Origin of the sequence: Mesorhizobium sp. M5C.F.Ca.ET.164.01.1.1 (assembly GCF_004792125.1) — a bacterium.
Taxonomy (GTDB): domain Bacteria; phylum Pseudomonadota; class Alphaproteobacteria; order Rhizobiales; family Rhizobiaceae; genus Mesorhizobium; species Mesorhizobium wenxiniae.
The window spans coordinates 52,444-64,239 of sequence record NZ_SRTG01000011.1 but is presented as its reverse complement, the minus strand read 5'-3'; the positions used below and the strand labels follow the sequence as shown (position 1 = coordinate 64,239).

Sequence of the window (11,796 nt, the reverse complement as noted above, 5' to 3'; positions counted from 1 at the left end):
AACCTAACCCGAGAATCAGCCAAGGACTGACAAATCCCAGACCCACAGAAATCATCAGCGTCGTCGACGCCGATGCTATCAGGCAGTGTCCCGCAAACATCACCCACCGGCGGCTGAAGTTGTCGGCGATGGCTCCAGCGAGGATCGAAAGGAAGAACACCGTAATGTGGATGCAGCCTGGACGAGTGCAACCATCAGATCGGACGCTGAAATGGTTGCCATCAGCCAGCTGATGGCAACCGTTTGCACGAGCCACCCGAGGCTGGATATTTGGGTGGCCGTCCAGATCGAGCAAAACACTTGGTTTCGAAATGGAGCGAGCGTCGCTGAGATGGGCAGATGAGCGTTTGTTTCGGACTGCATGACGATCGCTTGCCTTCGAGGGGCCGGTTATTCAATTCACGGCTGCCACTACCGCCGTTACGATGTTGATCAATTGATTGGTAGGGGCAGACTTCTCGATTTAGGATGACAACATCGCAATGAAGAAGCCGTGCATGAGCTCGGTCACCTCCGCTCCGCTAGATCGGCCGACCAGTTCCTCGCGCCCCAGCAAGGTAGCCATGCCGATCGTCCTGCTCGAAAATAATCGCCGGCAAGGTCATCGCTCTCGCGTCACCGAACCAGCACCCATGGGGCTTGCCGGCGACTGATTTTTCGCATTGGGCCGGTTTTGCTAATGTCATTCGTGACCAATCCTGTTCATGGCCGTCGTACGGCTAAATTCCAATGACGAGGGCGCCTCCGCTGAGACCGGCACCCGCCGCCGAAAGGAGAATCTTTTCGCCGGGCCGAAACGCCTGCGCCCGATGGGCGAGCGACAATGAGAGCGGGATCGTCGCGGCGGAAGAGTTGCCGTATTCGGCGATTGTCTTGACGACAGCACCGTCGGCGATACCAATGTAGCGCCCGACGGCATCGAAAATGCGGGTATTAGCCTGGTGTGGCACGAACCGATCGATGTCTTGTGACTACATTCGGGCAGCAGAGAGCGCGTCCTGCGAGCAGCGAGACATCATCTCCACGGGCTTGGCGAAGGCTGGCGCACCGGGCGAGCGCGGTGTCGGTCGCCGCGGTTCGGCTTACGCCTACAACGTGAAGGAGTTGCGAAACAGCGAGAAAGCCGCGGCCGAGAATGCCGAGCGTGCCTACGAGCTGATGGTTCGGCATTGGCGGCCACGCGGGTCGAAGCGGCGCACGGACGCCACAAAAGAGGAACGTCTACAACGGCTGCGTGGCGGGCACTCTCATCCTCTCGCACCACTCTTTGCCACGTGGTCGTCCGTGCCGGGACAAATATAGCATAAGGAATGTGCGGGCACGACCGACGCCTCGGTCCGCTCTAGACTGGCGCCGTGCTCGACGCCGTCAAGGCGTGGCCTGGAAACCTTGCAGCCGGCCGTGCCGCCATCGCACCGGCCAGCCTTGACTGCGTCTCGACACGCTCGCACGGGAAATCCTGTAGATCGCGGCGAAGAACAGCTCACCTGAAGCCGAACAAAGAAACGCAAAGGAATCGAAAAAGCGAAATCACGCTTGTCGATGTCATCCGTCGAGTGCCGCTTGGCGCGGGGCTCCTTGGGGAAAGTCATGTAGGCAAGCACGTCGGGCTCGGCGTCGTCCATGATTGTCGCCAGCTTCGGTACCTTCGGCCGGATCTGGTCGGCGACGGCGCGCCATTGCGTGCTTGCGGCCTCGGGCGTTTCCTGGACGAAGGCGGTGGCGAAGAGCGGAGACGACGCGGCGCCCGCTCTTGCCGGCATGGGCCAGCACGTTCCTCATGAAGTGGACGCGGCACCTCTGCATGTCGCGCACAGCACCTTGGTGACGGCCGCCTTGATGCCTTCATGGGCATCGGAGACGACGAGCTTGACGTCGCGCAGGCCGCGGCGGGTCAGCTTGCGCAAGAACTCCGTCCAGATCGGCTCGGCCTCAGACGTGCCGACCTCCATTCCCAGCACCGCGCCGGCCGTCCGCGTTGACGCCGACAGCGATGATGACGGCGACCGACGCGGCCGCCGCGGCGCACCTTCAGGTAGGTGGCGCCGATCCACAGCAACTTAGATCGCCTTGAGATTGCCGGCAGACGATTTTCCGGTGCGCCGGTCCTGTTCGACCTCATAGCTGACCTTTTGGCCATCAGCGAGGGCCCTCAACCCGGCACGTTCAACGGCAGAAATATGAACGAAAACGTCCGCACCGCCGGAGTCGGGTTGGATGAACCCAAAGCCTTTTGTCCCATTAAACCACTTTACCGTACCTGTAGCCACGCGCCTATTTCCTCATCTTGGTAAAGGCGGGCAATCTCCACCCGCGCGGAGGCAATCTAGCCATGGCCCTGAGCACGTCAATGACGATTGTCGTCCTCAACCCCTAGCCTTTGCCTTCCACCTCTCAGCCGTAAGCTGAGGCAGAGTCTATCAGCGAGCTCGAAACCGACGCGGGCTTCGATCACGGGCGCGGCGTTGCAAAGGTGCCTCGCTCTTCAATCGCTCCGTGCGATGGAAACCCGGTGCTACGCGTGAGACTTGCCAGTCTCGTACACATGATTGAGCCGACCACCGGCCATTAAGCGGGAGCGGCCGGGCGCGTTCGTCAAGAACGTCTTCAGTTGCCGGCTGCCCGGTCTCAGGTCGAAACAGCTCGTTGCGCCAGTATCGGCTGCTGGGACGCGAAGTCACTGTTCGCTGTGCCAAAAAAGGCAGAAAGGAAGGTCACCTTGGAGCTCAGGTCAGTCGACCCTCGGGCTTTCTGCCTATGGCGGCAAAGGGCTCAAGCAAGCCCGAGCTTTTTCCTGAGCTCGGCGTTTTCTTTCCGGAGCCGGTCAGCGAGGAGCTTCTTCAGACGGGCGTTCTCTTCTTCAAGCTTCACAAGATCCTTGAGCTCATCGCTCTGTGTTGTCTGACCAGCAGCCCTTTTCCAGTGATAGTACGTCTGTTCCGATATTCCAGCGTTCTGAACGGCTGCCTTGATACTATCTCCCCGTCCGATCTGCTTCTCGATCTCGCCGAGCTTCTGGGCACGCTCTTTCTCAGAGTAATTTCTCCGCGCTGCCCGGACTGTAGGCGAAGCGATCGCTTTAGATGAAGACGCCTGGAGAGCCGAGCTGGCGGCTCTGGTTCGTATAGCACCTGCGCGCTGCGCGGTCCGCTTCCGCGTCTTCGGCGCTTTTATGTCAGGTGTCTGTTCCTTCACGGGCACCTCGCCTGCTGCCTGGGTTGCCTCAGTTTCCTTAAGGTCGGCCATCAGAAACTCCCTGCGAGTTCAAAGATCTATTCTAGCACGCAGCATCTAGAACTTATGGGCTTTGTCAACTGCGGCCACAAAACCGTGCTCGCCAATGTCGCCGTCAGACGCGTTAACATGATGCCAGTAACTGCGGCAATGCAATGGGTTCGCAATCCGCAACATAGAGTATCGGCTGGATGTGCACGACGCCCCAGTCTCTGAAACAGCGTAGCCGCCCGGTAAGAGCCGCTTTCTGTCTGCCTTAGAAACAAGGTGGTCGGTCGCAACTCCCGCGCATACTATCCGTCTACTCTTGCTCCTCGCGCGGCGCCAGGTCCTCATCATCGATGCCGGCCGCTTAGCCAGCCACTCGCATTGCCCCCTGGCAGGATGGTGCCGATCCTGCTGAGCGCATGCTGGCGCGAAGTTGCTTTGCGGCCACCGTCGCACGGGCCCGTGAACTGTTCGCGCCTGTGCTCATGCTCGCCCTTTGACACCCTCGACGGGTCCATCCGGGATGGTCAGCCATCCGGAACATAGCGGGCAGGCGGGCATCTTCACCAGCAGTCTCTGTGTCGCTCTCGTGGCCGCAAACAAGATCTAGGCTGGCGGGGTGATGATCAACGGTCCTCGTATCATCGATTTTGATCGCGGTGGCCCTTCGGTGCGTTCGAGCACGAGGCGCCGGTTAGACGGCACCGCCGCATCACAGCGAAGTGCCATGCAGGACGACTCCCTGCAGCATCGTCTCGCGCAGCCAAACACTTGCCGGATCACTGTTGTGAACGGCCGGGCGTTTGACGGCCTGCGACGCGAAAAGGCAGCGGAAGATCTAGCATATATGGGGGAAATGTATTTCCGGAGTGCTTGACCAGCAGGAAGGGCATGACTGCCTATCGCCCGACCCGGCAAGGCCGCACTCATGACCGGCTGGGCTCGGTTAATCCTGCATGCCGCGCCCATGAGGTTACTTGTCGGGAGTGCGTCGAGCACAACGACGAGATGTAGTTCACGACCTTTGAAACGCGTGGTCAACTATCCAAAGTGTGGAAGCCTTTCATCTAAACAAACGATTTCATCAATGTTCTGGAATCCTGCATGGGCAGAAGCACCTGACGCACACCGATGCCCCACTGCCTCATGGCGTGGCGAGCGTCTTAAGAACTGCCCGAGGGGAGAACTTTCATGCGCTCTACCGGGCAGTGGAGTGCTGGGAAAGGGAGTTGCAACTGACCGGCCATGTCAAACTCTCCGACTTCTTCCGAGCCTATGGACGGACTGGGAACCTTCCACGCAAAGCTATTCGAAAGCGGCCGCAGTTGGGCCGGCGCGAGACCGGAAGCCCGCGCAATCGGCTACGACGCGCACGGTGTAGCGGCTCACATCGGCATACCGCGCCTACGCCACACACCGGCCGGACCTGATCCGGCTTTTATGAGCATTGGGCTTTGTCAGTCGCACAAGCGTGGTGGCTATTTCGCGACGCGGCGCGCCTCAGGAACTGAGCCGCGTCGAAGTCGAAACGCTGGAAGAAAGATAGGAAACAGAATGGCCGATCAATTCGCAACGGACGTCATTGCCCTGATCAAGAAACGCGCCGAGTCGGAGAGCGGTGAGGGAATGCCTGCGTCATTCGTCGGCGAGATAACAATCGCCACGGAACTGGACGCGCTCGGGTTCGATTCGCTGGGTTTGGCGGACATTCTCTGGGATGTGGAACAGGCCTACGGCATCAAGATCGACATGAACACGGCCGATGCCTGGTCGAATCTCAAGAATGTCGGCGACGTCGTGGACGCCGTCCGCGGCTTGCTTGCGAAGGAGGCTTGAATGGACAGGCGCGTCGTCATCACCGGAGTGGGCGGCCTGTGCGGACTGGGCACCGACGCCACCTCTATGTGGAAAGAGATGCGCGAAGGCCGCTCCGCCATCGGCCCGATCGCCAATTCCGAGCTTCATGACCTGGATGGCATGACGGGCGCTGAGATCAAGGCGCTGCCCGAGCACGACATTAACCGGGGGCATCTCATCTCCATGGACCGCTTCAGCTTGCTCGCCGTGCTTGCAGCGCGCGAAGCCATGCGGCAGGCCGGACTTTCCTGCGACGAAGGGAATGCCCATCGCTTCGGCGCGACAGTGGGCGTCGGATTTACCGGTTCATACGCAACAGAACAAACTTACCGCTCACTGCTTTTGGGTAGCGCAATCCGTGCTGAACTCTTCACTGGAGTAAAGGTGATGCCCAGCGCCGCTTCCGTCCATCTTAGCTTGAGCCTCGGCTTGCGCGGGCCGGTCTTCGGGGTGACTTCCGCATGTGCCTCGGCCAACCATGCGATCGCCTCGGCGGTGGATCAGATCAAGCTGGGCCGGGCCGACGTAATGGTTTCCGGGGGCAGCGACTCGCCGTTTGCATGGGGAGTGCTGAAAGCATGGGAAGCAATGCGCGTGCTTTCACCCGATACCTGCCGGCCCTTCTCCGCCGATAGGAAGGGCCTGGTGCTGGGCGAGGGTGCGGGCATGGCCGTGCTGGAAAGCTACGAGCATGCCACGGCGCGCGGTGCCACAATCCTTGCCGAGATCGCCGGCGTCGGCCTTTCCGCCGATGCCTTCCACATTGCCGCGCCATCTCTCGAGGGGCTAGCATCGGCGATGCGCGCCTGCCTTGCCGATGCCGGGCTAAATGCCGAGGACGTCGACTACCTCAACGCGCACGGCACCGGTACCAAGAGCAATGATCAGACTGAAACGGCGGCGATCAAGCGTGTGTTTGGAGACCACGCTTATTCGATGTCCATCTCTTCCACCAAGTCCACGCACGCGCATTGCCTCGGCGCAGCGAGCGCGCTTGAAATGATCGCCTGCGTGATGGCAATCCAAGAGGACGTCGTGCCGCCGACCGCCAACTATCGCGAGCCAGATCCCGCTTGCGACCTCGACATCACACCCAATGTGCCGCGCGAGCGCAAGGTGCGCGTCGCCATGAGCAACGCCTTCGCCATGGGCGGCACGAACGCAGTTCTGGCATTCAGGCAGGTGTAGAAGCCATGCAACACGCCTCATTTGAGGTCACCTGTCGTATCTAGCTGCTTGCCGGACCACTATGTGAAGTGAGCGCTATTGGCTGCCTCTGGGATGCCGGAATTGGCGGCGGAAGTCTCACCATCAAACAGGCATCTGCTTGTAGAATTCTTTTAATCGTGAAGCGGCGCGAGTGCGCTATCCGTTGAGGTAAGCAAGGCCTGCGCCCTGGGTGAGCGCTGGTGTCGGGTGGTGGAAAGTACAGGGGGAGCTGTGTGGCCCCCCTCTTTCTCGGCCTCGACGATGTGCGAAGGAGCCTGTGCGGCGAAACGGGCCGACGCCCCCAAGCCCAGAACTTGGGCGAAACCAACTCCCACCAAAGGACAGCCAGAGCTGGATACACGAAAGAGATACTGAACCCGCGAATCAGACGCTGATCAATCGTCGTTTCTGAGCTCCGCTCGGCTCTTACGGAGATAATCGCGCGGCCCGGCAACGACCGCACTTACCGGCAGGGATAAGTTGATCCTGCGTGCCGCGGGCGTGAGCTTTGCGCTTCGTTTGAAGTGCCTCGAGCGTGATGACGATAATTGACAAGTCATATGGAACGCATTCGCGCACCTATCCAAAGCGTGGATACCTTTCATCTAAACAAAGGATTTTGCCGTTTTTGCTGCAGGTCCCATAGAAGCGCTTCAAGTTGGAAAGAAGGTAATTCCGATGGTTGCGTTGGCTCCGAGGAGCATCATCTGGTGTGCAGGGCGCACAAAGTCAGTCGCATCTGCATTGCGGCTTGGTCTTTCGGCGGTCTGCACAAGTTACGCCGCGTTCGCACGACGCCAATTATGCTTGGACATTTATCTCAACCAGACAGCTACAAGGTGAGGTCTTCCATGCGCCCGAATGTCGAGTGGAAGTTGTGCTGGGAAAATGAGTTGCAACTGGCCGACCATGTCGAACTCTCCGACTTTTTCCGAAAGACCTATGGACGGACTGGCGCCTTTAACGCAGAGCCATTCGAAGGCGGTCGCAGTTGGGCCGGCGCGAGGCCGGAATTCCGCGCAATCGGCTACGACGCGCAAGGGGTAGCGGCTCACATCGGCATGCTGCGGCGCTTCATCAGGGTTGGCGAGGTCGATTTGGTCGTCGCTGAATTGGGCTTGTACGCGGTTCGTCCGAATCTTGAGGGACTCGGAATCAGTTTTTCAATGCGCGTTGCGTACCCCGTGCTCCAGCAAATGGGTGTTCCATTCGCTTTCGGCACGGTTCGGCACGCGCTGCGAAACCATGTCGAAAGATTCTGCAGAGCCGGCCTCGCCAACATTGTGTCGGGCGTTCGCGTACGGTCGACCCGTCCAGACGTGCATCCCGACCTGCCGCCCACACGCCTGGAAGACGTACTCGTGTTGGTTTCGCCGATCGGACGCTCGATGGACGAGTGGCCGTCGGGTACCCTGATCGACCGGAACGGTCCGGAACTATGAAGCCTCTGGACTACATATGCCAAGGGCAGAGTGACGCCGATGGCATTGCAGAGCGCAGCGTCTATCTGACGTTTGACGACGGTCCCAATTCATTTTTCACACCGCAGATACTCAATGTGCTGGCGCAACATCAGGTGCCGGCGACCTTCTTCGTTGTTGGGGCCTACGCGGCCGATGAGCCGGAACTCGTTCGCCGAATTATTACAGACGGGCACGGTATAGCCAACCACACAATGACTCATCCGGACCTGGCTAAATGCGGGCCCGTCGAAGTCGACCGCCAGATAGTTGAGGCAAACAGAGTCATCGGGATGGCTTGCCCGCAGGCCATGGTTCGGTACTTTCGTGCACCGTATGGCATCTGGACCGAAGAAGTAATCGCTGCATCAGCGGGTGCGGCATTGGCGCCCGTCCATTGGTCCATTGATCCACGCGACTGGTCTCGCCCCGGCGTTGACGCCATCGTCGACAGAGTGCTCGCCGATATCCGGCCGGGCGCAATCGTGCTGTTGCACGACGGGTGCGCTCCCGACGAATTGCAACCAGGCAATCAAGCCAGTCTGCGCGACCAGACGGTGACAGCGTTGTCACGCCTCATTCCAGAATTGCACGGCCGCGGATTTGTAATCCGATCACTTCCTCAACATCCCTGAACAAACAGAGATCCTATGGACCTTCTCACCACAGCCAGTACTGTTGCCGTTTCGTCTTATGCGGTGCTCTCAACTGTTTACAGAGGCATGCAAGCGGTCTACTCCCAACCGGAAAATGTTACGCCGCCGTCGGAAAGCTTGTTCGGATCCGACCGTTGGCCGAGCGTGGATGTCATTATCCCCTGCTACAATGAGGACCCGCGCACACTCGCGGCGTGTTTAGCTTCCATTGCAAATCAAGATTACGCCGGAACATTTCAGGTCTATGTGGTTGACGACGGTTCTGGAAATCGTAATGCCGTCATCCCGGTACACCACGCCTACGAGGGCGACCCGAGGTTCAATTTCATTCTGCTCCGCGAGAATGTTGGCAAACGCAAGGCGCAGATCGCCGCCATCCGCCGCTCATCTGGAGATTTCGTGCTCAGCGTCGACTCTGACACGATACTTGCGTCCGAAGTCATCACGAAGCTTGCAGTAAAAATGCGGGATCCCATGGTCGGAGCGGCCATGGGCCAGCTGACGGCATACAACCGCAGCGACACTTGGTTGACCCGGTTGATCGATATGGAATACTGGCTGGCTTGCAATGAGGAGCGCGCGGCGCAAGGTCGCTTTGGTGCGGTCATGTGCTGCTGCGGCCCATGTGCAATGTACCGCCGGTCTTGTCTCCTTTCTCTGCTGGATCAATACGAGACGCAGCTGTTCAGGGGGAAACCAAGCGACTTCGGTGAAGACCGTCATCTTACGATCCTCATGCTGAAAGCAGGCTTTCGAACCGAGTACGTTCCAGGTGCCGTCGCGGCGACAGTCGTTCCGGACAAGCTGGGACCTTATTTGCGCCAACAACTCCGCTGGGCACGGAGCACTTTTCGGGACACGATGCTTGCGCGAGGTCTACTGCGTGGCCTGGATCGCTATCTAACGTTGGATGTGATGGGAGAGAATCTCGGCCCATTGTTGCTCGGCATCGCGGTAGTAACGGCGCTCGGTGAGCTACTAGTTTTACATACAGTAAATTGGTGGACGGTGCTGGCTATTGTCACCATGACCACAATCAGATCTACGGTGCTATCTTTCCGGACTCGGCAGCTTCGATTCATCGGCTATTCAATGCACGCGTTCATCAGGATATTCCTGTTGATCCCCTTGAAGGCTTACGCCTTGTGTACATTGAGCAATAGCGATTGGCTGTCGCGTAAAAGTGTTCCCCTGCCCAACAGGAACAAAAAGGAAATCACAAGCGCAATGCCGCTTGCCGGAGCAAATGCTGCGGACGATTCTGGAATTGCGGAGTCACTTCATACTGCAGATCTTTCGCTCACGGCTGGTGAAGTCTGACGGCCCTGCAGCGCCGAGTGACCGAGTAAGTTGTGTCAGTCGACACGTGGTGAAGCTTGTCGAGTTACACCTATGGTCAGAACGGGAACTATCTGGAAGCGACACGTGGCATCTTGACGTTAATTCTTTGGCGGAAGCGATACACGCGTCGCTCCGGCCGCGACTTTCCAAAGGTGCCATCTCAAGGCGGTGGCCTGCTCTGAACCAGAATTCGTAAGTAAGCTGCCGGTGGCCAATCGGACTCATTCCGCTTGAGATAAACGCATGTCCAATGTAGCAATCGACCTTACCGGCGTAACCAAATTATTCGGAAACAAGCTCGTTGTGGACGGGCTGTCCTTCACCGTTGCATCGGGAGAGTGCTTCGGTCTGCTGGGGCCGAACGGCGCAGGCAAGAGCACGATTGCGCGTATGCTCCTCGGTATGACCCGGCCTGACGCGGGTGATATAACAGTCCTCGGTTTGCCGGCACGCAGCCGCTTGGCCCGCAAGGGCATAGGCGTGGTCCCGCAGTTCGACAATCTCGACCTGGAATTTACGGTACGTGAGAACCTGTTGGTGTTCGGGCGCTACTTCGGCATGAGTACAAGAGAGATCAACGCCGTCATCCCACGGCTCCTCGAGTTCGCTCGCCTTGAGAGCAAGGCGGATTCACGTGTCGGCCTGCTATCCGGCGGGATGAAGCGGCGCCTGACGCTGGCACGTGCTCTGATCAACGACCCCCAGTTGCTTGTGATGGATGAGCCCACGACCGGCCTCGACCCGCATGCCCGCCATCTGATCTGGGAGCGACTTCGTTTCCTGCTGGCGAGCGGAAAAACGATCATTTTGACCACCCATTTCATGGAAGAGGCTGAGCGGCTTTGTGATCGGCTGTGTGTTCTCGAGCGGGGACGCAAGATCGCCGAGGGCAGTCCTCATGCGCTGATCGACGAGTACATTGGGTGCAACGTGATCGAGATCTTCGGCGGCAATCCACAGGAGCTGATTTCGCTGATCAGGCCGTACGTTCAGCGTATCGAGGTAAGCGGCGAGACGCTCTTTTGCTATGCGCCTGATCCGGAGCAGGTGCGTGTCCAGCTTCGCGGTCGCGCGGGTCTGCGTCTTCTGGAACGACCACCTAGTCTGGAGGACGTTTTCTTGCGGCTAACCGGACGTGAGATGGAGAAGTGAACAATGGGTGAAGGTTTTACAGCGGCTCTACCCGCCAACGCGTGGAACTGGATCGCGGTATGGCGCCGCAACCATATGGCATGGAAGAAGGTCGCATTTGCTTCAATTCTCGGTACCCTTGCCGATCCTATAATTTACCTTTTCGGGCTCGGCACTGGCCTTGGACTTTTGGTAGGCCGCGTTGAAGGTGCCTCCTACATTGCATTTTTGGCAGCCGGCATGGTCGCGACAAGCGCGATGACCGCATCGACCTTCGAAACAACTTACGCGGTTTTCGGTCGCATGCGCGATCAGGGCACTTGGGAAGCAATCCTGCATACACAACTTACCCTCGGCGACATCATTCTCGGTGAATTGGCGTGGGCAGCCACCAAGGCCTTTCTGGCCGGTACGGCAATTACTGTTGTTGCCGCCACGCTGAGCTATGCCGCGTGGACGTCCGTTCTCTACGTGCTGCCGGTCATCGCTCTCACCGGGTTCGCCTTTGCGAGCCTGGCGATGGTCGTCATCGCGCTCGCGCCTAGTTACCACTATTTTATATTCTATCAGACGCTGGTCATCACACCCATGCTGTTCCTGTCAGGCGCGGTTTTTCCAGTCAGCCAATTGCCAGGCGCCTTTCAGCAGGTAGCGGCTTTCTCGCCGCTGGCGAATTCTATCGACCTAATTCGTCCGGTGATGCTTGGCCGCGTGGGCGACAATGTCGGGCTGCATATCGGCGCACTTTGCATATACGCGGTATTGCCGTTTTTCCTGTCGGCTGGACTGTTTCGTCGACGCCTGATGCGTTGACGCTACTTACGACCAGCACGAGAAGGAGGTCCGCAATGCTGCATCGCGAACTGGCCACGGCGGCCTGGAGGCAAGCGTGCTTGGCCTAGGAATCGTGAGTGGTACAG

9 protein-coding genes and 4 pseudogenes are annotated in these 11,796 nt (G+C 58.8%); 8 read left to right on the top strand and 5 right to left on the bottom strand.

The window, feature by feature from the left end:
• The 5 genes and pseudogenes from EN807_RS30330 to EN807_RS30310 all read right to left on the bottom strand — a co-directional run.
• A pseudogene (locus tag EN807_RS30330) lies at window positions 1-363 on the bottom strand (MFS transporter); the annotation flags it as partial.
• Between the two features lie 356 nt (window positions 364-719).
• Window positions 720-1,037, bottom strand: a pseudogene (locus EN807_RS30325) (3-oxoacyl-[acyl-carrier-protein] synthase III C-terminal domain-containing protein); the annotation flags it as partial.
• Between the two features lie 501 nt (window positions 1,038-1,538).
• Window positions 1,539-2,056, bottom strand: a pseudogene (locus EN807_RS30320) (transposase); the annotation flags it as partial.
• Between the two features lie 4 nt (window positions 2,057-2,060).
• Window positions 2,061-2,270 carry a cold-shock protein gene (locus EN807_RS30315; protein ID WP_128178077.1) on the bottom strand — a complete coding sequence of 70 codons (210 nt, stop codon included), beginning with the start codon at window positions 2,268-2,270 and terminating at the stop codon, window positions 2,061-2,063.
• A gap of 502 nt (window positions 2,271-2,772) precedes the next feature.
• Window positions 2,773-3,246, bottom strand: a complete 474-nt coding sequence (locus tag EN807_RS30310; protein WP_127211605.1) for a transposase — start codon at window positions 3,244-3,246, stop codon at window positions 2,773-2,775.
• Between the two features lie 1,167 nt (window positions 3,247-4,413).
• Here EN807_RS30310 and EN807_RS30305 point away from each other — a divergent pair.
• From EN807_RS30305 to EN807_RS30270, 8 genes and pseudogenes are all read left to right on the top strand, one after another.
• A pseudogene (locus tag EN807_RS30305) lies at window positions 4,414-4,626 on the top strand (acyltransferase); the annotation flags it as partial.
• Between the two features lie 150 nt (window positions 4,627-4,776).
• Entirely contained in the window at window positions 4,777-5,058 is a 282-nt protein-coding gene (locus EN807_RS30300) for an acyl carrier protein (RefSeq protein ID WP_127211608.1), read from the top strand.
• Window positions 5,059-6,267: a beta-ketoacyl-[acyl-carrier-protein] synthase family protein gene (locus EN807_RS30295; protein WP_135937776.1), complete on the top strand. Its 1,209-nt coding sequence runs from the start codon at window positions 5,059-5,061 to the stop codon at window positions 6,265-6,267.
• Window positions 6,268-7,139: 872 nt separating this feature from the next.
• Window positions 7,140-7,730, top strand: coding sequence for a NodA family N-acyltransferase (locus EN807_RS30290; RefSeq protein WP_127211607.1), 591 nt, complete (start codon window positions 7,140-7,142; stop codon window positions 7,728-7,730).
• On the top strand, window positions 7,727-8,383 hold the full coding sequence (gene nodB / locus EN807_RS30285) for a chitooligosaccharide deacetylase NodB (RefSeq protein WP_135937775.1): 657 nt from the start codon (window positions 7,727-7,729) through the stop codon (window positions 8,381-8,383). Before EN807_RS30290 ends, nodB begins: the two co-directional genes overlap by 4 nt.
• Before the next feature lie 15 nt (window positions 8,384-8,398).
• Complete coding sequence (nodC, locus tag EN807_RS30280) at window positions 8,399-9,724, top strand: chitooligosaccharide synthase NodC (protein ID WP_127210724.1); 1,326 nt, start codon at window positions 8,399-8,401, stop codon at window positions 9,722-9,724.
• 264 nt (window positions 9,725-9,988) lie between these two features.
• Entirely contained in the window at window positions 9,989-10,897 is a 909-nt protein-coding gene (gene nodI, locus EN807_RS30275) for a nodulation factor ABC transporter ATP-binding protein NodI (RefSeq protein ID WP_127210725.1), read from the top strand.
• Window positions 10,898-10,900: 3 nt separating this feature from the next.
• Entirely contained in the window at window positions 10,901-11,689 is a 789-nt protein-coding gene (locus EN807_RS30270) for an ABC transporter permease (protein ID WP_135937774.1), read from the top strand.
• Window positions 11,690-11,796 lie beyond the last annotated feature (107 nt).

Coding starts and splice junctions, on each gene's coding strand:
- EN807_RS30310 (WP_127211605.1), bottom strand. CDS start 3,246: ATGGCCGACCTTAAGGAAACTGAGGCAACCCAGGCAGCAGGCGAGGTG.
- EN807_RS30300 (WP_127211608.1), top strand. CDS start 4,777: ATGGCCGATCAATTCGCAACGGACGTCATTGCCCTGATCAAGAAACGC.
- EN807_RS30295 (WP_135937776.1), top strand. CDS start 5,059: ATGGACAGGCGCGTCGTCATCACCGGAGTGGGCGGCCTGTGCGGACTG.
- EN807_RS30290 (WP_127211607.1), top strand. CDS start 7,140: ATGCGCCCGAATGTCGAGTGGAAGTTGTGCTGGGAAAATGAGTTGCAA.
- nodB (WP_135937775.1), top strand. CDS start 7,727: ATGAAGCCTCTGGACTACATATGCCAAGGGCAGAGTGACGCCGATGGC.
- nodC (WP_127210724.1), top strand. CDS start 8,399: ATGGACCTTCTCACCACAGCCAGTACTGTTGCCGTTTCGTCTTATGCG.
- nodI (WP_127210725.1), top strand. CDS start 9,989: ATGTCCAATGTAGCAATCGACCTTACCGGCGTAACCAAATTATTCGGA.
- EN807_RS30270 (WP_135937774.1), top strand. CDS start 10,901: ATGGGTGAAGGTTTTACAGCGGCTCTACCCGCCAACGCGTGGAACTGG.